At 62.8% G+C, this 24868-nt stretch carries 19 protein-coding genes and 2 pseudogenes; 17 read left to right on the top strand and 4 right to left on the bottom strand.

Annotated features, from left to right (window positions below; translation table 11 throughout):
* Positions 1-23: 23 nt before the first annotated feature.
* The 6 genes and pseudogenes from AQUI_RS27250 (at position 24) to AQUI_RS0105140 (ending at position 9879) form a co-directional block, all read left to right on the top strand.
* Positions 24-892: pseudogene (locus tag AQUI_RS27250) on the top strand (ABC transporter permease).
* A 2-nt stretch (positions 893-894) separates the two neighbouring features.
* Positions 895-1722: an ABC transporter permease gene (locus AQUI_RS0105160; protein ID WP_027256557.1), complete on the top strand. Its 828-nt coding sequence runs from the start codon at positions 895-897 to the stop codon at positions 1720-1722.
* 10 nt (positions 1723-1732) lie between these two features.
* On the top strand, positions 1733-3370 hold the full coding sequence (locus AQUI_RS0105155) for an ABC transporter ATP-binding protein (RefSeq protein WP_027256556.1): 1638 nt from the start codon (positions 1733-1735) through the stop codon (positions 3368-3370).
* A gap of 159 nt (positions 3371-3529) precedes the next feature.
* Positions 3530-5038 carry a trimethylamine methyltransferase family protein gene (locus tag AQUI_RS27245; protein WP_084294296.1) on the top strand — a complete coding sequence of 503 codons (1509 nt, stop codon included), beginning with the start codon at positions 3530-3532 and terminating at the stop codon, positions 5036-5038.
* A 4-nt stretch (positions 5039-5042) separates the two neighbouring features.
* The gene (locus AQUI_RS0105145; protein ID WP_027256555.1) at positions 5043-7460 is read left to right on the top strand and encodes a GcvT family protein; all 2418 of its coding nucleotides are present in this window, start codon (positions 5043-5045) and stop codon (positions 7458-7460) included.
* A 4-nt stretch (positions 7461-7464) separates the two neighbouring features.
* Positions 7465-9879 carry a GcvT family protein gene (locus AQUI_RS0105140; protein ID WP_027256554.1) on the top strand — a complete coding sequence of 805 codons (2415 nt, stop codon included), beginning with the start codon at positions 7465-7467 and terminating at the stop codon, positions 9877-9879.
* Between the two features lie 39 nt (positions 9880-9918).
* Here AQUI_RS0105140 and AQUI_RS0105135 read toward each other — a convergent pair whose 3' ends face one another.
* On the bottom strand, positions 9919-10845 hold the full coding sequence (locus AQUI_RS0105135; RefSeq protein ID WP_084294294.1) for a LysR family transcriptional regulator: 927 nt from the start codon (positions 10843-10845) through the stop codon (positions 9919-9921).
* Positions 10846-10949: 104 nt separating this feature from the next.
* Between AQUI_RS0105135 and AQUI_RS0105125 the strand changes: the two genes are divergently transcribed.
* From AQUI_RS0105125 to AQUI_RS32425, 8 genes are all read left to right on the top strand, one after another.
* The gene (locus AQUI_RS0105125) at positions 10950-12326 is read left to right on the top strand and encodes an aminotransferase (protein ID WP_027256551.1); all 1377 of its coding nucleotides are present in this window, start codon (positions 10950-10952) and stop codon (positions 12324-12326) included.
* A gap of 109 nt (positions 12327-12435) precedes the next feature.
* The gene (locus tag AQUI_RS0105120; RefSeq protein ID WP_027256550.1) at positions 12436-13926 is read left to right on the top strand and encodes an aldehyde dehydrogenase family protein; all 1491 of its coding nucleotides are present in this window, start codon (positions 12436-12438) and stop codon (positions 13924-13926) included.
* Positions 13923-15185 carry a PLP-dependent aminotransferase family protein gene (locus AQUI_RS27240; RefSeq protein WP_035919808.1) on the top strand — a complete coding sequence of 421 codons (1263 nt, stop codon included), beginning with the start codon at positions 13923-13925 and terminating at the stop codon, positions 15183-15185. The genes AQUI_RS0105120 and AQUI_RS27240 overlap by 4 nt, the downstream gene beginning before the upstream one ends.
* Position 15186: 1 nt before the next feature.
* Positions 15187-16200 (top strand): glutamate cyclase domain-containing protein, encoded by a 1014-nt coding sequence (locus tag AQUI_RS0105110; protein WP_027256549.1) that lies wholly within the window; start codon positions 15187-15189, stop codon positions 16198-16200.
* Between the two features lie 21 nt (positions 16201-16221).
* Positions 16222-17481 (top strand): aminotransferase class V-fold PLP-dependent enzyme, encoded by a 1260-nt coding sequence (locus tag AQUI_RS0105105; RefSeq protein WP_027256548.1) that lies wholly within the window; start codon positions 16222-16224, stop codon positions 17479-17481.
* Between the two features lie 239 nt (positions 17482-17720).
* A complete protein-coding gene (locus AQUI_RS0105095) occupies positions 17721-18074 on the top strand; it encodes a helix-turn-helix domain-containing protein (RefSeq protein ID WP_156916778.1) in 354 nt (117 codons plus the stop codon).
* Positions 18028-18765 (top strand): GlxA family transcriptional regulator, encoded by a 738-nt coding sequence (locus AQUI_RS0105090; RefSeq protein ID WP_084294292.1) that lies wholly within the window; start codon positions 18028-18030, stop codon positions 18763-18765. Before AQUI_RS0105095 ends, AQUI_RS0105090 begins: the two co-directional genes overlap by 47 nt.
* Before the next feature lie 21 nt (positions 18766-18786).
* Positions 18787-18963 (top strand): TauD/TfdA family dioxygenase, encoded by a 177-nt coding sequence (locus AQUI_RS32425; RefSeq protein ID WP_084294290.1) that lies wholly within the window; start codon positions 18787-18789, stop codon positions 18961-18963.
* A gap of 403 nt (positions 18964-19366) precedes the next feature.
* On the opposite strand, the pseudogene AQUI_RS27235 reads toward AQUI_RS32425, so the two are convergent.
* A pseudogene (locus AQUI_RS27235) lies at positions 19367-20687 on the bottom strand (IS91 family transposase).
* Between AQUI_RS27235 and AQUI_RS31815 the strand changes: the two are divergent.
* Positions 20643-21011 carry an alpha/beta fold hydrolase gene (locus AQUI_RS31815; protein ID WP_245596862.1) on the top strand — a complete coding sequence of 123 codons (369 nt, stop codon included), beginning with the start codon at positions 20643-20645 and terminating at the stop codon, positions 21009-21011. The pseudogene AQUI_RS27235 and the gene AQUI_RS31815 sit on opposite strands and share 45 nt — an antisense overlap.
* A 208-nt stretch (positions 21012-21219) precedes the next feature.
* Here AQUI_RS31815 and AQUI_RS0105070 read toward each other — a convergent pair whose 3' ends face one another.
* Entirely contained in the window at positions 21220-22209 is a 990-nt protein-coding gene (locus AQUI_RS0105070; RefSeq protein ID WP_084294288.1) for an alpha/beta fold hydrolase, read from the bottom strand.
* 126 nt (positions 22210-22335) lie between these two features.
* Between AQUI_RS0105070 and AQUI_RS0105065 the strand changes: the two genes are divergently transcribed.
* A complete protein-coding gene (locus AQUI_RS0105065; protein WP_211235995.1) occupies positions 22336-22809 on the top strand; it encodes a MarR family winged helix-turn-helix transcriptional regulator in 474 nt (157 codons plus the stop codon).
* A gap of 177 nt (positions 22810-22986) precedes the next feature.
* Here AQUI_RS0105065 and AQUI_RS0105060 read toward each other — a convergent pair whose 3' ends face one another.
* Positions 22987-23604, bottom strand: coding sequence for a TetR/AcrR family transcriptional regulator (locus AQUI_RS0105060; protein WP_027256539.1), 618 nt, complete (start codon positions 23602-23604; stop codon positions 22987-22989).
* Positions 23605-23734: 130 nt separating this feature from the next.
* Between AQUI_RS0105060 and AQUI_RS0105055 the strand changes: the two genes are divergently transcribed.
* On the top strand, positions 23735-24868 hold the full coding sequence (locus tag AQUI_RS0105055; protein WP_027256538.1) for an efflux RND transporter periplasmic adaptor subunit: 1134 nt from the start codon (positions 23735-23737) through the stop codon (positions 24866-24868).

Here is a 24868-nt window from a genome sequence, read left to right as displayed (position 1 = left end):
AATCATAGGGGCGGACCACTTCATTGGGGGAGGCTCAGGGTGACGTGGCCCAGCAGGTGCTGGGACAGTCCGCAACGCCAGAAAACCTGGCTGCATTCCGCCGCGAGCTGGGATTGGATCAGCCTGCACATACCCGCTATCTCAGCTGGCTTGGCGGGTTTTTGCAGGGCGATCTGGGAAATTCGCTGATTTCGGGGATCCCGATCAAGGACCTGATCAGCGAGCGGATGTACAACACCTTCTTCCTAGCAGGCTTTGCCGCCTTCATCTCGGTGCCGTTGGCAGTTCTGCTGGGGGTGATTGCTGCGCTTTACCGCGATTCCTTTGTGGACAGGTCGATCAACGTGGCAACACTGACGGCGATTTCGGTGCCGGAGTTCTTTGTCGGCTACATCCTGGTGTGGCTGTTTGCGGTTGAGCTGGGCCTGTTCCCGTCGATTGCCAACCTGTCCGAAGACGCCAGCCTGGGTGACCGAATTTACCGCACTTTCCTGCCGGCGCTGATGCTGACTCTGATCGTGACGGCGCATATGATGCGGATGACGCGGGCCTCGCTGATCAACTTGCTGGCGCTGCCCTTTATCGAAATGGCGCAACTGAAGGGGGCGAGCCAGCGGCGGCTGATCGTCATTCATGCGCTGCCAAACGCGATTGCGCCGATTGTCACGGTGATTGCCATCAACTTGGCATACTGATCGTCGGCGTGGTGATCGTTGAGGTGGTCTTTGTCTATCCGGGCATGGGGCAGCTGCTGGTAGATAGCGTGGCCAAGCGGGACTTCACGATCATGCAGACCGCCTGCCTGCTGTTCGCGGCGACCTATATCCTCTTCAACCTGGCTTCGGATCTGATCTCGATCGCGTCCAACCCGCGCCTGCTGCACAGGAAATAACCATGAACGCGATACTTCATGAGCTGCGCAAGGTGCCTCTGACTGCCAAGTTCGGCTGCGCTGTTGTGCTCTTCTATATCTTCGTGGCGGTGTTCGCGCCGGTGCTGGCACCCTTTGGCGAAAGCGAAGTGGTGGGTTACGAATACGAGTTTTGGTCTGCCGTGAACTGGCTGGGCACCGACAGCCTGGGCCGGGACATGGCGACGCGGATGATCTATGGCGCTCGCAACACCATCGGAATCGCGCTGGTGACCACGATGATCGCCTTTGCCGTGGGCAGTGCCGCGGGCTTCTTTGCGGCGGTGCTGCAGGCCTGGGTCGACCAGGTGCTGTCGCGGGCGGTGGATGTGGTGATCTCGATCCCGACGCTGATCTTCGCGCTGCTGCTGCTGACGATCTTCGGCGCCTCGGTGACCAGCCTCATTGGCGTGATCGCGCTGATCTATGCCACCTTTGTCTACCGGATTGCCCGCGCGGTTGCGATGGGGATTGTGGTGATGGACTACGTCGAGGCGGCGCAGGTCCGGGGCGAAGGCCTGTGGTGGATCATGCGCAAGGAAATCCTGTCCATTGCGGCGCCGCCGCTGGTGGCGGAGTTCGGACTGCGGTTCTGCTTTGTCTTCCTGACGATCTCGGGCCTGTCGTTCCTGGGGCTGGGCATTCAGCCGCCGGCCGCCGACTGGGGCTCGATGGTGCGCGAGAACGCTTCGCTGATTACCTTTGGCGACCTGACACCGCTGATCCCGGCGGCCGCCATTGGACTGCTGACGGTTGCGGTGAACTTCATCGTCGACTGGATGCTGCACAAGGCCAGCGGCCTGAAAACCTGAGGGGCATAAAATGAACGACAAACAAACCCCGCTGCTGACGATGCAGAACCTGCAGATCGAAGGCCTGTCCGAGGACCGCTGGAAGCCGATTGTGAAAGGCGTCGACCTGACCCTAGGCAAGGGTGAGGTGCTGGGGCTGATCGGTGAAAGCGGTGCCGGCAAATCCACTATCGGGCTGGGCGCCATGGGGCATGTGCGCGACGGCTGCCGGTTTTCCGGTGGCACCGTGCATTTCGACGGGATCGAGCTGACCGGCGCCACCCGCGAGACCTGCCGCGACCTGCGCTCGACCAGGATCGCCTATGTGGCGCAATCGGCTGCGGCCAGCTTTAACCCTGCGTTCAAGCTGATCAACCAGCACACCGAGTTTCCGGTGCGGCGCGGGCTGATGCAGCGCGAGGAGGCGCAGAAGGACGCAGTTGATCTCTACCGCCAACTGCAGCTGCCCAACCCCGAGGAAATCGGCTTCCGCTATCCGCACCAGGTGTCCGGCGGGCAGCTGCAGCGGGCGATGACGGCGATGGCGATGGCCTGCCGACCGGACCTGATAATCTTTGACGAGCCGACCACGGCGCTGGATGTGACTACTCAGATTGAGGTTCTGTCGGCCATCCGCAATATCGTGGAGGATTTGGGTACTTCGGCGATCTACATCACCCACGACCTAGCAGTTGTGGCGCAGATGGCGGACCGTATCATGGTGCTGCGCTATGGCGAGGAGATCGAGGCTGCGGATACCGCGACGATGCTGAACGCCCCCAAAGAGGATTACACCAAGTCGCTTTGGGCGGTGCGGTCGTTCAAGGCGGCAGAGAAGGCGCCGGTGGCTGAGGGCCAGATGCCGGTGGTGTCGCTTCGGGATGTGACCGCACAGTATCCCGGCATGGCGCAACCTGTTTTGAACAGCGTGTCGATTGATTTCCATGCCGACCGCACCGTTGCCGTTGTTGGGGAGAGCGGTTCGGGTAAATCGACCACTGCGCGCAGTGTGATGGGGTTGTTGCCGCCTGTGCAGGGAGAGATCCCGCTGAACGGTGCGCCGCTGTCGCTGGATTTCCGCAAACGCAGCAAGCAGGAGCTGCAGGCGGTGCAGATGATCTATCAGATGGCTGATATTGCGCTGAATCCCAAGCAGCAGATCAAGGATATTATCGGCCGCCCGATGACCTATTACCGCAGGCTGAAGGGCAAGCAGCTGACCGAGGAAATCCGCGCCCTGCTTGCCGATATCGAGCTGGAGCCGGATCAGTACATGAACCGGCTGCCGTCCGAGCTATCAGGCGGGCAGAAGCAGCGGATCGGCATTGCCCGGGCGCTGGCGGCCTCGCCCAAGCTGGTGATTTGCGACGAGGTGACCTCGGCACTGGACCAGCTGGTGGCGGAAGGCATTCTGCGGCTGCTGGGCAAACTGCAGAAGGAGCATGATCTGGCCTATATGTTCATCACCCATGACATCTCGACCGTGCGCGCAATCGCAGATGAGGTTGGGGTGATGCAGCAGGGCCGGGTTGTGGAGCAGGGTGCCAAAGAGGCGATCTTCTCGCCGCCGCACGCGCCTTACACCGACCTGCTGCTGTCGTCGGTCCCGGAAATGGACCCGGCCTGGCTGGACCGGGTGCTGGCGGACCGCGCGGCGGCGCGGGGCTGATGCCTCTTGCTTTCCTCAGCCGCAGGACATTGCGGCTGAGGCGCTTATTAAAGATCTTTGAGTGAATGTCCTTCATCAAAGTGTGTAAATAATGGAATTGAGCTAATCTTTTGGTGTTTTTAAGATACCGCCAAGACAAACACCAATGAGGATGCGCAAATGCGGCGAACACGATCTAAACGGGGAGCCAACCCCTCTGCGCCACAGCTGACCCAACCGCCTGCGGGCGGCCGCTTTATGCCGCTGGATGACAGCAAGCTTGCGTATATCACCGACACGGCTTTTGAGATTCTGGACCGGATCGGTGTGTCGCAAGCCCCTGAAGATATTCGCGAACTCGCCTTGGAAAACGGGGCTGTCGCGCGGGCGGACGGGCGGATCACCTTCCCGCGGGCGCTGGTCGAGGACATGATTGCCAAGGCCTGCAAGCGGGTCGAACTGCCGGGTTTCAAACGCGACCGGGGAATCGAAGTCGGAGGCGGCCGGGTGCATATCGGCACCGGTGGTGCGGCTGTGCAGGTGCTGGATGCAGACACCCAGACCTTTCGTGAATCCACGCTGCAGGATCTGTACGGGCTGATGCGCATTGTCGATGCCTGCGACAGCATCCATTACAGCCTGCGCCCGGTTGTGGCCCGCGATCTTGAGGATCCGCTGACGCTGGACATCAACACCGCATTTGCGGCGATGAAGGCGACCTCGAAGCCGATCGGCACCAGCTTCTTTGAGCCGGACAATGTGGCGCCGGTGATCGGAATGTTCGACGAGGCGCTTGGCGGGGAGGGCGCGTTTCGGGCACAGCCGTTCTGCTTTGCCTCGATCTGCCATGTCGTGCCGCCGCTGACCCTGGCTGAGGAAGCCTGCGGCGTGATGCGGGAATGCGTGCGGCTGGGAATGCCTCTGCAGATCTGTTCGGCGGCGCAAGCGGGTGCCACCAGCCCGGCGGCGCTGGCGGGTGCTTTGGCGCAGGGCCTGGCGGAATCGCTGGCCGGCCTAGTGCTGGTCAACATGATGCAGCCGGGCTTCCCCTGCATTCTGGCCTTCCTGCCCTTCATCTCTGACCTGCGCACCGGCGCGATGACCGGCGGCTCGGGCGAGGCGGCGGTGGCCAATGGGGCCGCGGCGCAGCTGCTTTTGAACCTGGGCCTGCCGTCCACCGTTTCGGCGGGTATGACTGACGCCAAGACCGCGGATGCGCAATCGGGCTACGAGAAAGGCTATACCATAGCGCTGGCGGCCCAGGGCGGGGCCGACATGATCAACCTGTCGGTGGGCATGCTGGGCTCGATCATGGCGGCCAGTAAGGAAGCGCTGGTGATCGACAACGACATGTGCGGCGCCATCCTGCGCTCGGTGCGCGGGGTGGAGATGTTCGACAGCGCCATTGACCTCGAAATGATGGAGCAGGTGGTGACCGGCGAGGGCCATTACCTGGGAACCGCGCAGACGCTGGATCTGATGACCAAGGAGTATGTGTACCCCTCCCTCGGAGACCGCCAAAGCGTCAGCGACTGGCTGGAATGCGGTGGCCTCACGGTCTGGGATCGGGCCATTGCCCGGGTTGCCGAAATCGAAGCCATGCCCGCACCGGACCATCTGCCTGCGGCGGCCGAGGCCGCGATCCGCGCTCGCCTTCCCATTCACCTGCCCGAGATTCTGAAAGTATAAGACCATGAAAACTCATGCCAAAGTTGTGATCATCGGCGGCGGCGCCGTTGGCGTCTCGACCCTTTACCACCTGGCCAAGGCGGGCGTGACCGATACGCTCTTGATCGAGAAGAACGAGCTGACCTCGGGCTCGACCTGGCATGCGGCGGGCAATATCCCGACCTATGCCAACAGCTGGGGCGGCATGCGGGCGGGCAACTATGCCTGGCGCCTCTACAAGGACCTGGCGGAGGAGGTGGATTACCCGATCACCTACCGCCACACTGGCGCCTTCTGGCCCGCGCATACGCAAGAGCGGATGGACTTGTTCCAGCACCTGGCGGGGATTTCCAAGGGCCTGGGCTATGACATGGCGATGCTGACGCCCTCCGAAATGGACGACATGCATCCCTATTTCAGCTCAGGCGACAGCATCATCGGCGGCATCTATGACCCCTATGAGGGGGACGTGGACCCCTCGCAGCTGACCCAGGCGCTGGCCAAAGGATCGCGTGATCTGGGAGCGGAAATTGCCCGTTTCACTCAGGTCACCGGCATCAGCCGCCGCCCCTCGGGCGAATGGGAAGTTGTGACCGACAAGGGCAATGTGCTCTGTGACATCGTGATCAACGCCGGCGGCTACTATGGCCGTGTGGTGGGTGAGATGATCGGACAAAAGCTGCCCGTCGTGACGCTGGAGCACCAGTATCTGGTCACCGACAGCCTGCCCGAGCTGGAAGCAAATCCCGAGAACTTCCCGCTCGTCCGCGATCCGGACATCATGTACTATCTGCGCCGCGAGCGGAACGGGTTCTTGCTGGGCTCCTACGGCCACGAAGGCCGCCCGGCCTGGCTGGACGGGATGCCGGACTGCTTTGCCAACCAGCTCTATCCCGACAGCGTCGATGACATTGCCGAGATTCTGGAGGCAGCGTTGGAGCATGTGCCGCTCCTGGGCGAGGCCGGGGTCAGCCGCTTTGTGAACGGGCCGATCCCCTACAGCCCCGATGGCGCGCCGTTGTGCGGCCCGGCGTTCGGCCTGCCGAACTTCTACCATGCCTGCTGCTTCCCGGTGGGGATCACCCATTCGGCGGCGGCGGCAAAGACGCTGACCGAATGGATCACCGAAGGTGAGACCGAATGGGATATGTCGTTCTGGGATCCGCGCCGCTTCGGCGAGGAATGGGCAACCTTTGACTACACGGTGAAACGCTCCAGCGAGCTTTATGAGAACCAATATGCGATCCCCTATCCGCACCGCCTGTGGAAATCGGGGCGTCCGGTGCAGGTGACCCCGCTCTATGACACGCTGAAAGAGAAGGGTGCGGTGTTCGGCCAGGTGGCCGGCTGGGAGCGGGCGTTCTGGTTTGAAACCGATGCGGTCAAGGACGATGGCGAGCTGAGCTTCCATCACGAAGCCTGGCATGATGCGGTGAAAGCCGAATGCGAGGGCGTGCGCGACAATGTGGGCGTGATGGATCACGGCGGCTTTACCCGCTACGAGGTCGAAGGCCCCAAGGCAACCGAGTTCCTGAACCATGTGTTCTGCGGTGCGATGCCCGCGGTGGGGCGGGTCAAGCTCAGTTACATGCTGACGCCCAAGGGCAAGGTCTGGTCCGAGGCCACCATCGTCCGGCTGGCGGAGAACAAATACCTGCTGTGCGGCCCGACCCTGGCGGATCAGCGCGACCACGACTGGATGTCGCAATTCCTGCCGGAAGAGGGCGTAAGCCTCACGCGCGGCTCGGAGTTTGATGCGGCGCTGATGGTGATGGGGTCGAAATCCCGCGCCGTGCTGCAGCCGCTGACTCAGGGCGATCTGTCGAAAGAAGCTGCACCTTGGATGTCCGTGCGCGAGATCACCATCGCCGGTGCAACAGTGATTGCGCTGCGGGTCTCTTATGTGGGCGAGCTGGGCTGGGAGCTGCACATGCGCTCAACCGATCTGGTTGCTGTCTACAGCGCCATCATGGAGCAGGGCGCGGACAAGGGCATAGTGGAGTTCGGCTCTTATGCCCTGAACGCCATGCGTATCGAGAAAGGTTATCACGGCTGGGGTTCGGATTTTGGCATCGAATACACGGCCTTTGATGCGGGCCTTGACCGGTTTGTGAGCAAGAAGAAAGACAGCTTTGTTGGCCGCGATGCCTTCATGGCGCAGGCAGAGCAGGCGAAGGACTACCACTTCACCGCCTTTGTACTGGAAGGCCATGGCGCGGATGCGCTGTCCTCGGACCCGATCTGCCGCGATGGCACGCCGGTGGGCTATGTCAGCTCCGGCGGTACCGGCTTCCGCATCGGCAAGCGCATCGCGCTGGGATATCTGACCGTTGAGGCGCAGTCGGGCGATGTCTTTGACATCGAAGTGCTGGGCCAGCCGGTCAAGGCCACCGTTGCCACGGTGCCGTTCTATGATCCCGAAAACGACCGGCTGCGGGGCTAAGGACATGGCAAAGACTCTTCCTCAGGACGTTCAGGTCGCCATCATCGGCGGCGGTATCGCCGGATGTGCAACGGCCTACCACCTAGCAAAAGCGGGTGGGGCAGTTGCGCTGTTTGAGCGCAAGAAACTGACGAGCGGAACAACCTGGCACGCCGCCGGTCTGGTGTCGGAAACCCAGGGCGTGCCGGTAATGACGGCGCTGGCCAAATACGGCCTCGACCTGATGGAGGCCTTGGAAGACGAAACCGGCCAGAACACTGGCTTCAAGCGCAACGGCTCAATGACTCTGGCGCTGACCGATGCACGGATGGAGGAGTTGCGGCGCAAAGTGGATTACGCCCACGGCTGCGGCATCCGGGCGAAAGAGATCAGCGTGGGCGAGGCGCTGGAGCGCTGGCCGCTGCTCTCCGCCCATGACGCCAGGGGCGCATTCTGGTTCCCGGGAGACGGCTATACCAACCCGATCGACACCACCATGGCGCTGGCCAAAGGCGCGCGGACGAATGGCGCGCAGATCTTTGAGGACACTAAGGTCGAGCGTGTGGTGATCGAGGGCGGCCGTGCCATTGGCGTGGAAACCGCTGAAGGGCTGGTGCGGGCAGAGCATGTGGTCAATGCGACCGGCATGTGGGCGCGCGAGTTCGGACTGTCTCACGGCGTCCAGGTGCCGCTGCACTACACCAACCACTACTATGTGGTGACCGATCCTATCGAAGGCGTCACCGGCGATCTGCCGGTGTTGCGGGTGATGGATGAATACGCCTACTACAAGGAGGACGCAGGCAAGCTGCTGATCGGCTGTTCCGAGCCGAACGCCACGCCCTGGCTGCCGGAGGGCGGCTTGCCGGAGAGCTTTGAGTTCGACGAACTGCCTTGCGACGAGGAGCATCTCTATCCGGTGCTAGAAGCGGCGATGGAGCGGGTTCCGGCGCTGGCGGAGTCGGGCATCCGCAAGTTCTTCAACGGGCCGGAATGCTTTACCCCGGACGCCAAGCACTATCTGGGGCCGATCACCGATGTGAAAGACCTGTGGGTGGCGGCGGGGTTCAACTCGACGGGTATCCAGAACGGGCCGGGCGCGGGCAAGGCGCTGGCGGAATGGATCATGGCCGGGCATATGACCATGGACCTGACCGACGTGGACTCCCGGCGGATTGTGCCGGCGCTGAATGCGCGCAGCTATACGGCAACCAAGGCGGCGGAAACGCTGGGCCATGCCTATGCGATGCACTGGCCCTATCTGCGCAAGACTGAGGCCCGCGGTCTGCGGCGCACGCCTTACTACGGCCACCTGAAGGCGGCCGGCGCCCAGTTCGGCAGTGCCAACGGCTGGGAGCGGCCGCTGTACTATGGCCGCGAGATGACCGACGGGTTTGGGCGCGAGCCGTGGTTTGACGACTGGAAGGCCGAGCATGAGGCTTTGCGCAATGATCTCGGCATGATCGACCTGACCTTTGGCCGGTTCATTGTTGATGGCGCAGCAGCCGCGGCGCAGATGCAGCGCCTGTGCGGTGCCAATATGGCGGTTGAACCGGGCACGCTGGTCTATAACCACATGTTCAACGAACAGGGCGGGATCGAGGCGGATGTCACCGTTGCGCGGCTCTCGGACAGTCGGTTCATGGTGATGGCGTCTGCGGGGGCCGAGCCGCAGACCGAAAGCTGGCTGAAGACCCAGCTGGAGGGCACCGGCGTCAGTGTGGTCAATGTGACCGCCTCCGAGGCAACCCTGGCCGTCATGGGACCGCGCGCGCGGGCGTTCCTGCAAGGTTTGACCGGCGCGGACCTGTCGAATGAGGCTTTCCCGTTCGGCAGTTTCCAGAATCTGCATCTGGGCCATTGTCCGGTGCGGGCGCAGCGGATCACCTATGTGGGCGAGCTGGGCTGGGAGCTGCATGTTCCGGCCGAGTTTGCGCAAGCGGTCTTTGAAGCCGTCATAGCAGCCGAAAATGCCCCGCGGCTTTGCGGCGGCATGGCAGTGGACAGCTGCCGGATCGAGAAGGGCTTCCGCCACTGGGGCCATGACATCGGCCCGCATGACAGCCCAGTTGAAAGCGGTCTGGTCTTTGCTTGCGACCTTGCAACGGAGTTCACAGGCAAGGCGGCGATCAAAGCCAAGCGTGCCGAGGGCACTGCCAGCCGCCTGCTGAGTTTCAAACTGGAGGACCCCGGGGAGCTGATCTTTGGCAAGGAGCCAATTCTGCGCGATGGGGAGATCGTGGGGCGGCTGACTTCGGCGTCCTATGGCTGGACTGTAGGCGGCGCCGTCGGCCTGGGCTATGTGGCCAGGGAAGAGGGAATGACCCTGAAAGATCTGACGGACAGCAGCTATGAGGTGATGGTGAACGGCCGCGCGGTCAAAGCGGTTGCCAGCACCCGCCCGCTTTATGACCCGGCAATGACACGGGTGCGGAACTGACCAGCGCATCGGAAGGGCGGCAAAAGCCGCCCTTTTCAGTTATACAACATGGAACCCTGCATCCGGCAGACTGCACCACTCGGAGAGAAGCTGGGCAACCTGATAGATCGGATCGCCTTCTTCCATATCCTCGGCCCGGATGGCAGCACACCAGGGTACCGAGATGCCGTCCTGTGTCACCCGCGCACCAACGATCCGGCCTTCGTTGAGGGCTGATTGCAAAGCCCAGCTCGACAGGACACTGGTGCCAAGATCGGATGCGACCAGTTCGACGATGGCTTCGGGAAGTTCCACCGTTGCCGCCCATTTCGGGTAACTGTCAGTGGGACGAAACAGGCGGGCAAACTCGCGGTCGGGCTCCGGCACTTTGGTGTAGGTGATGAAGGGTTCTCCGACGATGTCGGTGCCTTCGACATACTCCCGGCCAGAGAGCCGATGGCCAGGGGACATGATATAAAGCAGAGGGTCTTCAAACAGGGGCAGGCTGCGCAGGCCTGCCTGGGCGACCGTGCCTGACATGACCGCGATATCAATGTGGCGGTTTAGCACTCCGTTCAGCGGGTCACTGCTGGCTCCGGCCATGATCTGCAAGTCGATGCCTTCGGTGCGGGATTTCAGGAACTTGATGAACGCGGGCAACCAGCGGTAGTTGCTGTAGGCCTCCACTGACAGCCGCACCACATGCTGGACGTTGGCATTCATGCGGCGCACGTCCTCTTCGGCGCGACTGAGGTCGGAGAGAATGCGTTCCGCTACAACTGCCATGTAGTCCGCGGCGGGAGTTCTTCGGAGTTTCTTATGCATCCGTGTGAACAGTGGCACGTCCAGGCGGCGCTCTGCTTCGCGAAGACGGTGGGACAGAGCAGAAGGGGTGACACCCAGCATCTTGGCCGCATCAGTGATTCTCCCGGTCTGAATAACGGCCTGAATCAGCTGCAGATGGCGCAGGTCGAGGAGTGGTTTCATAGGTTTTAACCTGAATCAATTTCACGAAAGTGAGAAAACTTCGAGATTGAACTTCAGTCAAGATGAATGTGAAATCGCCTCTAAGAATTCCATTGGAGCCAGACATGAACGCCGACGCGAAACGCTCGATCGAGCAGGACAAAGCCCACCACGTGCATCCGCAGTCGAACCTGCGTCAGCATTCCGAGAATGGGCCGACCATGATCACCCACGGCAAGGGTGTGTTTATCTATGACAGCGAAGGGCGCGAGATCATCGATGGTTTCTCGGGCTTGGGCTGCGTAAGCTTGGGCTACCACAACGAGCGCTTGGCCGGCGCCGCCATGCGGCAGATGAACACGCTGCCATTTGCGCCTACCTTCTACAACCGCTCGCATCCCAAGGTGGCGGAGCTGGGTGAGCGGCTAACCGCAATGGCGCCCAATGGGATGACCCGGGCGATGTTTCAGTGCTCGGGCTCGGAAGCGAACGACACCGCGATCAAGCTTTTGTGGTACACCAACACCGCCAAGGGCGAGCCGAACCGCCGCAAGGTGGTTGGCCGGGTGCGCGGCTATCACGGCAATACCATTGCAACCGTGTCGCTGTCCGGCCAGCCGCATATGCACGCCAAATTCGGCCTGCCGCTGCCGGAGTTCAAGCACACCGAACTGCCGAACTACTACCGCTTCCACATCGAAGGCGAAAGTGAGCAGGAATTCTCGGCCCGCATGGCGGCCAAGCTCGAAGAGCTGATCTTGTCGGAAGGCCCGGAAACCATTGCCGCCTTTTTTGCCGAGCCGGCGATCTCGGGAGGAGGTACGCTGATGCCTCCGGAAGGCTACTGGGAGCAAATGCAGGCAGTCCTGCGCAAATACGACATTAAGCTGTTGGCCGACGAGGTGGTCTGCGGCTTCGGGCGTACCGGCAACATGTGGGGATCCGAGACCTGGGGCATGAAGCCCGACATGGTGACCTGCGCCAAGGCGCTGTCGGCGGCCTTCTTCCCGGTCTCAGCCCTGATGTTCAAGGACGATATGTATGCGGACATGATGAAGAACTCCGACGAGGTCGGCGTGTTCGGCCATGGCTATACCTATGCAGGCCATCCGGTCGGTGCGGCAGTGTCGCTCGAGGCGCTGGATATCTACGACGAGATCGACCTGGTCGGCCATGTACGCATGGTGAGCGAGAAGTTCCTGACCAAGTGTCACGCGATGGCGGATCATCCGCTAGTGGCCGAGGTGCGCGGCGTTGGGTTGTTCTGCGGCTTTGAGCTGATGAAGGATGCCAAGGCGCGCGAACCGTTTGATCCGTCCTGGAAAGTCGGCGAGTTGGTGCAGAACTTCGCCCATGATCGCGGGCTGTACCTGCGCGCCATCGGCGACCGGATGAGCTTCATGCCGCCGCTGATCATTAGTGAGGACGAAATCGAGATTGCCACTGAGCGGTTCAAGGGTGCGCTGGACGACGCCTGGACCGTGGTTAAGGCCAAGCTCTGAGACTTTTCTGGTCCGGATCCGCTCTCATCCGGACCCTGCGTCGCTCCGGCTCCCCCCGGAGCGGCGCGCCAGACTTTTCTGAATACCGATCTCGCCAAGGAGAACAGGGATGGCAACTCTTCTAGAACCGAAACTGCCCGGGACTGGGCTGGCCGGAAGCTATATCAACGGGGCCTGGCACTGGCCTGCGAACGGCGGCAAGCTGGTCATCGAGAACCCCTCCCGCCGGACGCAGATCTGCGAGGTCGGGCGCGGCACATCCGCCGAGGTGGATTTGGCCGTCGGCGCAGCTCGGGCCGCTCTGCCTGCGTGGCGCTCCCTGGCTGCGAGCGAGCGGGGCAAGCTGCTCGCGGAACTCGGCCGCCGGCTTGAGGAGAACGCCGAGGAGGTGGCCCGCGTGCTAGCCGCCGAGAGCGGCAACGCGATCAAGACCCAGTCGCGCGGCGAGGCGATGGGGGCTGCGGGCGTGCTGAAGTACTACGGCGGTGTGGCCGTGGAGCAGAAGGGCGAGACCCTGCCGCTGGGCCCAGGCATCCTGAGCTACTCGACCCGCGAACCGCATGGCGTCGTAGGCTCGATCATCCCCTGGAACTCGCCGCTGCAGCTGGGCGCGGTGAAGATCTCGATGGCGCTGGCGACCGGCAATTGCCTGGTGCTGAAACCGGCCGAGGATGCGCCGCTGGCGATCCTGAAGCTGGCCGAGCTGGCCGACGGGCTGTTCCCCCGGGGCGTGTTCAACGTTGTCACCGGCCTGGGCGAGGAGGCAGGGGCGGCGCTGGTGGCGCATCCCGGGGTCGACAAGGTCTCGTTCACCGGCTCGTCCGAGGTCGGCAAGCTGATCGGCAAGGTGACGGCGGAGCGCGTCGCCAACCTGACGCTGGAGCTGGGCGGCAAATCCCCCACCATCGTCTTCCCTGACGCCATCGCCGGAGGCCGGCTGGACAGCTGTGCCCAGCAGGTGGCCAATGCCATGCGTTTTGCCCGCCAGGGCCAGAGCTGCACGGCCGGCTCGCGCCTGTTCGTGCATAAGGACATCTGGGATGAGCTGATGCCGAAGGTGGCGGAGAAATCCGCAGCCCTGAAAGTAGGCGATGCGCTGGACCCGGATGCGGACATGGGCGCGGTGGTCAATGCAGAGCGCTATGGTGAGATCCGCGGCTTTGTGGCTGAAGCCGAGGCGCAGGGCGCTGAGTTCCTGATCGGGGAGACCCCGGCCGAGGATCCGGCGGGCTTCTGCCCCAACCCGACCATCATCACCGGTGTCGATAATACCTGGCGCATCGCGCGGGAAGAAGTCTTCGGCCCTGTCATGGTTGCAATCCCCTTTGAGACCGAAGAAGAAGTCATCGCGATGGCCAATGACACCCATTACGGGCTGGCGGCCTTCCTGTTTACCCATGACGTCAGCCGGATCACCCGCCTGACCCGCGCCATCGATGCGGGTTGGGTCCAGGTGAACCAGGGCGGCGGCCAGATCCCGGGCATGTCCTACGGCGGCACCAAGCAATCGGGCATGGGCAGCGAATACGCAATCGAGGGCGCGCTGGAGGCTTATACCTACCGCAAATGCGTCACCATCAATATCGAGGCGGAGGCATGAGCACCGACCGTTTCGGCAATGCCATCGACCCGGGCGTGGGCTATGCCCGGGGGGGGCTGCTGCAGGGCTCGGCGGATGAGGTGCGGCGGCTGGTCCAGGCGGGCCGGGTCGCGGCGGGCTTCGTTGAACGCGAGGGGATCGAAAAGATCGCCATCTGCACCGGCAATCTGCGGTTCTATCCGGCCTCACCCGAGGACCTGAGCGTCAATTGCGAGGAATGGGTCGGACCGGGCCTCTTTGGTGAGGAACTGCGCCAGGCTGCCATTGCCCATATGGGCGGCGACGGTGATGAGGCGGCGGCGGTGGTCAACCGAACCAGCGCCGGCATCGTGGCCACAGTGCTGGCACATGCTCAGGACCGTCCTGTGCTGTCGCTGGTTCCGGCAGGCGACCGTTCACACGCATCTGTAACCCGCGGGGCCAAACTGGCCGGGGTGCCGGTTGTCGAGGCCTTTGATCTTCCGGAGGTGAAACGCCTGCTAGCAGCGCATCTGCCGCAGCTGATGGTGATCACTACCGTGACCTCGGAGCTGGCGGTGCTGGAGGATGAACTGACCGCCGCCGCAGTCCGCATGGCCAAACGCGCAGGCTGCACCGTGCTACTGGATGAGGCCTATGGCACGCGGTTCCGCCCCGTTCTGCATGGTGGCGCTGCCTCGCTCTCGTTCGGCGCCGATCTGGCTATTACCAATGCCGACAAGGCAGGCCTCTCCGGTCCCCGCGCCGGGATCCTCTGCGGCGATCCGGCGGCGCTGGTGCCGGTGCAGGCCAAGGCCAGCGAGCTGGGCATGGAGGCGCGGGCGCCGGTAGCTGTTGGCGCCATGCGCAGTCTGCAGGGCTTCACCCCCGATCTGCTGATCCAGGAGGCCCAGGACGGCCAGGACCTGGCGGCGGCGCTGGAGGCGGCGCTTGACTCGGAGCGGGTGAGCCGCTCGGCGCTGGGACCGAAGATCGGCGAAGAGGATGCGATGGAGACCCTGCTGGAAATGGCGGGCAAAACCGCCGCCGCGCGGGTCCCGGCTGAGGTCACTGCCGCTGTCGGCATGCTGATGCTGCGCAACAAGGGCATCGTCACGGTCAACACCCATGGCCAGCCCGGTGGCCGCGTATCGATCCGCCTCAAGCCCACTTCCGGTGCGATCGCCCGTGCAGGCGGCGCGGCGGCGGTGGCGGAATGCCTGTTGTCTGCCCTTAAAGAGGTCGCGGCGCATCTGGACGATGCGGCGTGGTTTGAAAACCTGCTGTTCGGAGAGGCTTGATATGGCAAACCAAGACCTGATCACCCGGCTCGACAACCGCCTGGACCAGCTGGTGAACATCGACATGGGCGAGCGCGGCGTCGAGCATCTGTTTGAGGTCGCCCGCGAACTGCAGGGCGGCTCGCTGGTGGGCGCCGCGGCGGATGCGCTGATGGCGGTGCCCGAAGGCGGCACCGTGGTGCTGACCACTGGCTCGGTGTCGCGCGCCTGGATCACGCCTGACCTGGGCGAAAACGACGGCCCCTCCGGAGCGGCAGCGATAGCCCGGGCCCTGGTGCTGGCGCGCAATGCCACCTGCGTGATGCTGTGCGAGGAGACGCTGCTGCCTGCGATCCGCAACACCTGCCAGGCGGCGGGACTGTTTCCGGTGACGCTGGAGCAGGCGGGGGTTGCGCGCGCGGACAAGAGCCTTGCCACCATCGTGATGCTGCCTTATGCCACCGAAAACGAAGCCGGGCAGGCGCAGGCCGTGCAGCTGCTGGACGAGCTGAAACCCGACCTCTTGTTCTCGACCGAGCGGGTCGGGCGCAATGAACACGGCGTCTACCACTCGATGAAGGGCATCGACTACGGCATGGGCCGGGCGCGGGTGGACTTCCTGTTCGACGAGGCTTTGGCCCGCGGCATCCCCGTGGTCGCGGTCGGCGACGGCGGCAATGAGATCGGCATGGGCAAGGTGGTGGACCATGTGAAGGCGCATGTGCCTTACGGCGATACCTGCCAATGCGGCTGCGGCGGCGGCATCGGCGCCGTCACCACCTGCGACGTGCTGGTCACCGCCGCCTGCTCCAACTGGGGCTGCACTGCCATTGCCGCGGCCATGGCCGCCCGCGCAGGCAACGCCAAGCTGCTGCACACCCCCGAACGCGAGGCGCTGCTTCTGGACACCATGGTGGCCAGCGGCCTCATCAACTCCACGCACGGGATCGTCGACGACAGCGTCGACGGCTTCCCCCGGCAAAGCCATCTTGCGGTGGCCGAGCTGTGCCGTACCATCGTGAGCCGCGCGCTCTGATCTCTGACAGGACCCAAGACCATGATCCAGGACAACCCCGCCCTTATCGATGCCATCCGCAGCCGCTTTGCTCATGTGGACAGCTGCCCGTTCCAGGGCGAGCGCATCTTCTTTGAAAACGCAGGCGGCGCGCTGACGCTGAAATCGGTGGCGGAGACCTCGGCCTTCTACGCCGCCATCCCCGACAACCCGGGCCGCATCAATCCGGCGGGCCAATCCACCCAGACCACAATCAACAAGGCCAAAGCAGACCTGGCCGAGTTCATGAACGCCGCGTCCGGCAAGTTCTTTGCCGGCGAAAGCGGCACCGAACTGCTGTTCCGGATGATCCGCACCGCCTGTGTGAACGCCCCCAAAGGCACCAAGGTGATCGGCTCCTCGATCGAGCACCCGGCCACCCGCAGCGCCGCCCGCCGCTGGGCGGAGATTGCCGGGCTGGAGTATGTGAACGTTGCCCACAACAACGAGACCGGCCTGGTCACGGCGGAAGATTACACCGCGCTGATGACCCCGGATGTGGCGGTGGCCACCATCCTGCACGCCTCGCCGGTCACTGGCATGGGCATGGATGCGGCGGCGATCTCGAAGGCGATCCGCGCGGAGGCGCCGGACTGCCTGATCATCGTTGACGGCATCCAGCACGCCGCCCACGGCCAGCTGGATCTGGCGGCTTACGATGTCGACGGCTATGCGGTCTCGCCCTACAAGGTGTTCTCGCGCCACGGCTACGGCATTGCCTGGATCTCGGACAAACTGAGTGCCTTGCCGCATGACATGCTGATCGGCGCGCCCGCCACCGGCTGGGAGTTCGGCACCCGCGATACCGGTTCCTACGCGACTCTTTCGGACGTGGTGGACTATTTCGAATGGCTCGGCGGCGAGGTCTCTTCCGAGACCACCCGCCGCGGCAGGATCGAAGCGGCAGGCCGCGCCATCCATGCCTATGAGACTCATCTGACCAATGCTGCCATCAACGGCACCGGCAACCTGCCCGGCCTGCGCAACATGGCGCATGTCACAATCCTGGCCGGTGCAGACAACCGGGCGCGCGAAGGGCTGGTTTCCATCGTGGTGGACGGCATCGCCTCGGAAGAAGTGGTCGAGATCCTAAACGTCCAAGGCATCCGCACCCACACCCGCAAGGCCGATCACTACTCCGGCAACGTGCTGGATCCGCTGAGGCTGCCGGACTGCATCCGCATCTCCTTCTGCCACTACAACACCGAGGCCGAAATCGCCAAGATGCTGGCCGCAGTGAAAGAACTCGGCAAAGACGGCTGATCCGGGCCGGGAAAACAAACCGCCTGTTTCTGGGTGCCGCCCGGGAGCAGGCGGCAAACCGCAGGAAACCAGCGGCTCACAGGCCGCTCCGATGCACAGGCAGGGCTGAACCGCCCGGCCTGAAACCGTTTGCGCGGCCAGGTTCCGGCACGCCGGAGACGCCCGGCTGCAGACTGTCTGCTTGGCGGCCGCTTCCGCCCGGGCCCGGCGCCGCGCACTGACCCAGGGGGAAACTGGCAATGAACATGCAAAAGACGTCCTGGACCGGAAAACAGGCGCGGACAGCCATGCCAGCGGCCCTTCAGCCGTCCAACAGCCGGAGCCTGAATGTCGGCTTGGTGGTCGGGCCTGGTTTCTCGCAGATCAGCCTAGCCGCGGTCTGCGATATTTTCTCGGCCGTGAACCAGGTGGAGCGGGCGGACCGTATCCGCCTGCACCGGGTGTCGATCACCGGTGCGCCGGTTCCGGCCGCAGGCGGTCTGTTGTTCACATCCGACACGGGTCTTTCTTGCCTGCAGGAGCGGTTGGCGAAGCCGCGTGGGCTGGATGCAGATGTTCATCTGCTGCGGCGAGGCGAAAAACGGCGCGTTTGAAAAGCAGCTTCTGAGCCTGTTCCGCAGCTGCCGCCGGAACAATGTCCGCCTGTTCTCTATCGGCGAGGAAATGAGCCTGCTGGTGAAGGCCGGGATTGCTGGGCGGGCGACACCGCATTGGAGCAGGCTGGCATATTTGCGGGAAAAGTATCCGGACGCGGAGCTGAGCGAGACCCTCTATCATCTGGACGGCCAGATCAGCACCTGTTCGGGCCATGCGGCGACGCTCGACTTCACCGTGACATTCCTCGTTAACACCGTCGGCGCGGACGTGGCCGGCGCGGTGTGCCGCCAGCTGCTGATCGGGTTTCCCCGCGATTCCAGCCAGAGCCAAGTCAAAGTGGATTATCACCGGATCCGGAACGCGCCGCCGCACCTGAAACTGGCGATTGATGCCATGTACGGCAATATCGAGGAACCGCTGGCCCTGCAGGAGATTGCCCGGGCAGCCGGCGTGTCCTTGCGCCAGATCGAGCGGTTGTTTGCCGCGCACCTTTCGGTGTCGCCGGGCCGTTACTACCGGAGAATCCGTTTGGAAGTTGCCAAGCAGATGATCGAGCAGACCGATCTGACGCTATTTGAAATATCAGCGGCTACCGGGTTCGGCAGCGCAAACAACCTGACCAAGGTTTTCAAGGCACAGTTCGGGAAGCTGCCGCGGGAATTCCGCAAGCTGGCGAAGCGCAGCTGAAAGCCCGCTTTCAGCCGCCTTGTGTTTTCGCACCAGTGGCAGGTTGGCGATATTCTTTTGTGGGACCAAACAGCAACGCTCCATCGCGAGATGCCCTGGTCCTATGAGCAGCCACGAACCCTTGTGAGTGTTTGCTGTTCGATGACCGGGAGCGACGGCCTTGAAGCAGCACGCAGGGCGGTTAGCCAGGTGGGCTGAAACGAACAGGGCTTCGAATGGCATAATCCGGACCCAGCGGGACAGGACCGCTCGTTCTCATCTTGCGGCGAACGCCACCGATGCGGGCCGCGGCGCATCGGTGGCGTTCGTGTGCAACCCGGCCCGCGTTGAATAACCTGACAAGGAGGAAGCTGCGGGAGGCTGGGCGGCGTCTATGGGGAAAGTATGCTGCGGGTGATTGCGAGAGCTGGTTCTGAGCGCCAGCCAGGCAGGAAGCGCCGGTTTAGAAAGGTTGTCCAGCGGGGTGTGATCATGCGTTCCGTGTGCCGGCGGAGCCGTTGACCGGGTGATTGCGGGCCAGCCACAGGACCGGGCGTACCGGGGGCGTTCCGGAGCACGAATTGGAACCGGGGCAGTCTTCGCGGCGTGGACGGGCGTTTCGTCATGCGGCCTGCTCCCTGGGTGGCGCGCGGCTCATCGGTTTTTGCCCGCGCCGGAAGATTTCGACGATGCGCATCGGGCCGCCGCAGCAAGGGCACGGCTCGCGCAGGGTGAGCGGTACGGTCTCAGCAGTCTCCTGCGTTTCCTGTTCGGCCGGGGTCTTCACAAGCAAGCCGCGGATGCGGGCGATGGTGGCCTTGCGGGTGGCGCCGGCCAGCAGGCCGTAGTGGCGAATGCGGTGAAAGCCGCCCATTGCCCGGCAGGCGATTTGGCCGCGCCAAATCTGCCGAAAGGGGGCAGGACGTGCAGCAGGAACCGGCGGATGAATTCGCCGGTCTTGAGCCGCATCACCTTCATCCTCCCTCTCGTGACATTGCTGCGCAATGCACTGCCGGGCAGTGGTGCGCCGCGCTTGATCCGGTAACCCTTCCATCGGAACGCCACAGTATCGGCATCGGCGCTGACAAGGCGATGGTTCGAGATCGCCACGCGGTGGGTGTACCGGCTGAGATAGGCGAGGACAGCCTCAGGCCCGCCGAAGGGCGGTTTGGCGTAGACGACCCATTCGGTCTTGCGGAGCGGGGCGAGGCAGGCGGCGAAGGCTGCGGGGTCGGCCAGTCCTTCCAGATCACCGAAGAACTGAAGCTGCCCGGCCTTGTGCAGCGCCGACAGCCCTTCCAGGAAAAGGCGCCGGAACAGCCGGGCCAGGACGCGCACGGGCAGAAGGAAGCCAGGGCGGCAGGCGATCCAGCGTGTAGCGTCAGGTGACAGGCCGCCGTCCCGTTGCCCGGCAGGCGATTGCGCAGCAATCTGCCGGGAGGGGGCACGATCATGTGGACATGCGGGTGGTGGGTCAGCGCCGAACCCCAGGTATGAAGTACAGAGGTCATGCCCACACGGGCGCCAAGATGCCGGGGATCGGCGGCGATAGTCGCCACGGTCTCGGCTGACGCTCGGAACAACAGGCCGTAGACCGCCTTCTTGTTCCAGTAGGCGATCCGTGCGATCTCCGTCGGCAGGGTGAAGACCACGTGGAAATACTCCACCGGCAGCAGGTCATCGGCCCGCGCCGCCATCCAGTCCCGCGCCGCGGGCCCCTGGCACTTCGGGCAGTGCCGGTTCTTGCAGGAATTGTACGCGACGTGCCGGTGGCCGCACTTGGCGCAGGCGGCCACATGCCCGCCGAGCGCCTCGGTCCGGCAGGCTTCGATCGCCGACATCACCCTGAGCTGGGTGAGGCTGACATGCCCGGCATTGGCCCGCCGCCATGCGGGACCATGGGCGCGAAAGATGTCAGCGATTTCAAGCCTCGGGCGGGGCACCGCCCCGGTCCGCTAATCCCGGCTTCGATCCTGCAGCTTGGCCAGCGTCTCGTAGGGGCTCGCCGTGTCACGGATCAGCTTCGTGGCGACATGGTTACAGAGTATCCGAAGTGGCAAGCCCTGTTCAGAGAGCATCAGCCTCCAGCGCTGATTGTATGGGGCAAGAACGATCACATCTTTCCGGCGGACGGTGCCCATCCCTACAAGGCTGATCTAAACGACGTGGAATTCCATCTGCTGGACACAGGCCACTTTGCGCTTGAGGAATATGGCGATGTGATTGCTGCAGAGATGCAGGATTTCCTCGGCCGTATCACCAAATGACCACAGCCAGCTCCGGCGGGACACTCCGCCGGGGCCAAATGGATACTTTCAGCATGTTTGAGAATGTTCTCTGGTTGATAGCAGGCCTGCAGACTGCGGGCATAGCTGCCCGTGCTGCGCCTGGCCTGCGCCCGCATGTTGCCGCGCCTGCTGCATCCGCGCCGGAGAAGGCGCAGATGCAGAGCCTTGCTGTTAGCACACCCGCCGTTCAGCTGGCTGCAATAAACTCAGACACCAGTCCGGATACTAGCTCCGGCGCGTCTTCCGGGCTGTAGTGGCCGGTTTCGGGCAAGGTCTTGACCTGGCCGCCGGGGAACGCTTGCCGGAACAGGGGCAGAAACTGCTCTGCCTGCAGCGTCCTGTCGGCTTCGCCCCAGATAGCGATAGCAGGTTTCTTTGCCAGTTCGGACTTTACGGTGCCGCTCGCCTCTTCGAACGCATGTTTGCCGGTGGCAAAGCCTTTGGCCCAGCCGATTGCACCCGCAGCAAATTCAGGTGCGGGAAATGGTGCCCGGTAAGCATTCAGCCAAGTATCGGTGATCAGCTCATTGCGGACAAACCCATTCAGTTTGAGAGTCGACAGGATGTTGTAGCTGAGCTGGCCGAGCACCGCTTCCAGGGTGCCTTTTTCCTCTGCCTGCATGATCCACTGAAACCAGGGAGCAGCACCGGCATTGGCAATCAAGCGATCCAAAAGATCAGGCTGCCCCAGGGGCGTCGGGCCGTTGACCGATACGATCCGTTTGATCCGGTCCGGGTGCCGGATGGCTACGCCCATGCCAACCGGCCCGCCGAAATCATGCATGACAAGGGTCACATCCCTGAGATCCTGCTCCAAAACAAAGCGTTCCGCATTGTCTATATGGTCCTGCAGCCAATAGCTGCGGTCTTGCGGGGTGGCGCTTTTGCCAAATCCCATATGGTCAAGGGCAATCACACGGGCATCACGGGACCATTCAGCAATCTGAGCACGGTAAAGGTAGCTCCAGGTCGGTTCGCCATGCAGCAGCAGTAGCGTCTCCGGGCCGCTGCCCTCATCGATATAGTGCATCGGATTCCCGGCGGCGGAACTGTAACGGGCTTGAAACGGCCAGGTTCCCGCAAAGGTTTCTTCGGCAGCGACCGCGATCAGGTGCGGACCATGGCCTGGCGCGGATTGCTGCGATGCCGGTTCACTGGTCTGAAGGTCAACGGTCATTGGGCTTCTCCATATATGTGTGTGAGTCACATATATAAATGATCTCTTCCAATTCAAGTGTGTGAGTCACATATTCCCCGTATGACGGATGAATCACGGCGGACTGCGAATTTACTGGGGGCGGCGGTGCTCTGTCTGCACGATGAGCTGAAGACGGTTCTGGCGAGGCAGTTCCACCGCTCCGGAGAAGGACCGGCGGCGCTTTGCGCGCTCGGCCACCAGCCGGGTTTGTCGAATGACGCACTGAGCCGGCTTTTGGATCTCACCCATACGGGCACGGTGCGCCTGATCGACAGGCTGGCCGAGGACGGCCTTGTCAGACGCCAGGCGGCGGAGCACGACAAGCGCAGCATTGCGCTTTATCTCACGGAAGCCGGCCAAGCCGCACGGGAGAACATACTGCGCGAGCGGCTGGCCGCACTGGAGGCAGTGACCGGCAGCCTGTCCGGTGACGAGCAAAAGGACCTGGCCCGGCTGCTTGAAAAACTGCTGCAAGCTGATGCCGGTGACGACACGCACAAGCTGCGGACCTGCCGGCTTTGCGACAGCCGCGTCTGCACAAACTGCCCGATACTGGTGTCTGTAAGCGGGGCGAACTGAAGCGCCTGGCAATAGTGCCGAGCCTTTTCGCGCGAGCGTCGAGGGGGGATTGCCCTCGTAAATCCAGCGTGGCGGCCCAAATTGCCGTATCAGATAGCTGCCGGGGGAGAAACCGGTTTGGTCTTACTTAATCCACTAGACTGTGCCGAAAGCCTGTAGCGGGCTGCGGTCAGGGTTCTAGCCTGCTTTGTAGCCCCGGACGTAAGCCCAAGTGGCATCTGCTATGCGGCTTCTGAGCGCCTGGCGGCTGCTGTCCAGAATTGCAGGTTTGCCGATCAGCAAACTTGCAAAACCATGCACCATTGCCCACAAAGGCGTTCCGAATTCATGCGGGTCCAGATGGCCGAGGCCTTGTGCCTTCATTATACCCGTCAGTTCTTCAATGAAGGTGTTGTATGTCGCGTTGCTGGCCACGCGCGCGACATCAGTGGTATCCTGGTTGCGGGCCGCCGCCCACATGAGGTGAAACAGTTCGGGATTGTCCGAGCCGAACTCAGCATAGGCGCAGCCACCAGCAATCAGGCTTTCAATTGAGTGCTTCGGATGTTTGCCAAAGGCAGTAATCTTGGCCTTTGACAATCTCCGGAAGCCTTCGGCGGCGACATTTGCCAGCAACTCATCCCGGTCCTTGAAGTGCCGGTAGGGCGCGCCGCTCGAAACTTGGGCGGCGCGGGCGGCATCGGCGACGCTAACGTCCTCAACCCGCCTGTCCCGGATCATTTCAATGGTCACATCGATCAAGGCGGCCTTGAGATCGCCGTGATGGAATTTCTTCTTGGATTGTGGCCCTGTCATCGGGTTCCCTTGCACGGTTGCGGCGGCTTTCAATTTCTACCCCATCGGCGTCTTGAAAGTAAGAGTTTCTTACACCAAGTAGGTGTTACCCATGTAAGTAAGGGATACTTATTTTTATCAGGAGCACCCCATGAATATGACATCGCTGAAACAGCATTTTCGTGGCTGGCCAGCAGCCGCTGTCGTTGCTCTGACGGTTTTCGCTGGCAGCGCGGTGGCGGTTCAGACATTGCACGCAAGTGCAGGCAAGGCTGAGCGCGGCAGTACTGGGGACCCCGCACTTGCGTTAACTGGGCGGCTGACGGTCGACGATGGATATGTCATCCGGGAAAGCTTTGCAGGACGGGTCGAGCCCGCCCGCCAAACTCTCGCTGCGGCGGAACGCGCCGGGCTGATCGAAGAGATGCTGGTGGAAGAGGGCAGCCAAGTGGCTCAGGGCCAGATGCTGGCCCGGCTGGATGCAAAGCCGCTGCAAATCGAACGCACGCGGCTGGCTGCGGAGCGGGCGGGGCTGGATGCCGAAATAGAGCTGGCTCGGCGCACCGCGGCACGACGTGCGAAACTGGCCGGTGAGGGCTGGACGAGCAGTCAGATCAATGATGAGGCGCAGTTTTCGCTAGCGGCTCTAAAGGCTCGCAGAAATGCGCTGGATGCCGCTAATGCGCAGGTGGAGCTGGATATCGAGAAATCTGTGGTGACAGCTCCTTACGCCGGGCGGATTGCCGCGCGGCTGGCGGATGAAGGCGCGGTCATTAATGCAGGCACAGCAATTGTTCAGTTGCAAGAAACCAGCCGGCCTCAAGCCCGCATTGGTGTTCCTCCTGACCGGGCCGCAGCGCTTCGGGTATCGCAAGTACTTAAGCTGGAATATCTGGGTCAGGAACTCCAGGGCCGGGTCGTTGCCGTTTCCAGAGATATGGACCCCGCCACGCGAACTGTTGCAGTTCTGGTTGACTTGCCAGCGGACACGCAGTTGGCAATGGGGCAGGTGGTGCGGCTGCAAATGGAACGGCAGGTTCCGGGCCGCGGTGCTTGGGTTGGCCTAACAGCGCTGAGTGATGCAGGCAACGGTCTCTGGTCGGTTCTGACTGTGGTGGAAAAAGACGGGGCGCAGACCATCAGCCGGGAGGCAGCCGAAGTTCTGCATGTTGAAAACGGTCGTGCATTTGTCCGCGGCACATTTTCCAGTGGCGCTCTGTATGTCCGGTCCGGAGCCCATAAATTCAGCAATGGCCAGGCCATCACTACTGCAGGCGGGCGCTGA

The sequence above is a fragment of the Leisingera aquimarina DSM 24565 genome (assembly GCF_000473165.1).
GTDB classification, from domain to species: domain Bacteria; phylum Pseudomonadota; class Alphaproteobacteria; order Rhodobacterales; family Rhodobacteraceae; genus Leisingera; species Leisingera aquimarina.
This window is presented reverse-complemented; position numbering and strand designations above follow the sequence as displayed.

What these genes read in the sequence shown, in the direction of transcription:
- AQUI_RS0105145 (WP_027256555.1), top strand. Translation starts at nt 5,043, where the DNA reads ATGAAAACTCATGCCAAAGTTGTGATCATCGGCGGCGGCGCCGTTGGC.
- AQUI_RS0105105 (WP_027256548.1), top strand. Translation starts at nt 16,222, where the DNA reads ATGATCCAGGACAACCCCGCCCTTATCGATGCCATCCGCAGCCGCTTT.
- AQUI_RS27240 (WP_035919808.1), top strand. Translation starts at nt 13,923, where the DNA reads ATGAGCACCGACCGTTTCGGCAATGCCATCGACCCGGGCGTGGGCTAT.
- AQUI_RS0105160 (WP_027256557.1), top strand. Translation starts at nt 895, where the DNA reads ATGAACGCGATACTTCATGAGCTGCGCAAGGTGCCTCTGACTGCCAAG.
- AQUI_RS0105120 (WP_027256550.1), top strand. Translation starts at nt 12,436, where the DNA reads ATGGCAACTCTTCTAGAACCGAAACTGCCCGGGACTGGGCTGGCCGGA.
- AQUI_RS0105070 (WP_084294288.1), bottom strand. Translation starts at nt 22,209, where the DNA reads ATGACCGTTGACCTTCAGACCAGTGAACCGGCATCGCAGCAATCCGCG.
- AQUI_RS0105135 (WP_084294294.1), bottom strand. Translation starts at nt 10,845, where the DNA reads ATGAAACCACTCCTCGACCTGCGCCATCTGCAGCTGATTCAGGCCGTT.
- AQUI_RS0105095 (WP_156916778.1), top strand. Translation starts at nt 17,721, where the DNA reads ATGAACATGCAAAAGACGTCCTGGACCGGAAAACAGGCGCGGACAGCC.
- AQUI_RS0105110 (WP_027256549.1), top strand. Translation starts at nt 15,187, where the DNA reads ATGGCAAACCAAGACCTGATCACCCGGCTCGACAACCGCCTGGACCAG.
- AQUI_RS0105055 (WP_027256538.1), top strand. Translation starts at nt 23,735, where the DNA reads ATGAATATGACATCGCTGAAACAGCATTTTCGTGGCTGGCCAGCAGCC.
- AQUI_RS0105155 (WP_027256556.1), top strand. Translation starts at nt 1,733, where the DNA reads ATGAACGACAAACAAACCCCGCTGCTGACGATGCAGAACCTGCAGATC.
- AQUI_RS31815 (WP_245596862.1), top strand. Translation starts at nt 20,643, where the DNA reads ATGGGCGCGAAAGATGTCAGCGATTTCAAGCCTCGGGCGGGGCACCGC.
- AQUI_RS0105090 (WP_084294292.1), top strand. Translation starts at nt 18,028, where the DNA reads ATGCAGATGTTCATCTGCTGCGGCGAGGCGAAAAACGGCGCGTTTGAA.
- AQUI_RS27245 (WP_084294296.1), top strand. Translation starts at nt 3,530, where the DNA reads ATGCGGCGAACACGATCTAAACGGGGAGCCAACCCCTCTGCGCCACAG.
- AQUI_RS0105060 (WP_027256539.1), bottom strand. Translation starts at nt 23,604, where the DNA reads ATGACAGGGCCACAATCCAAGAAGAAATTCCATCACGGCGATCTCAAG.
- AQUI_RS0105140 (WP_027256554.1), top strand. Translation starts at nt 7,465, where the DNA reads ATGGCAAAGACTCTTCCTCAGGACGTTCAGGTCGCCATCATCGGCGGC.
- AQUI_RS0105125 (WP_027256551.1), top strand. Translation starts at nt 10,950, where the DNA reads ATGAACGCCGACGCGAAACGCTCGATCGAGCAGGACAAAGCCCACCAC.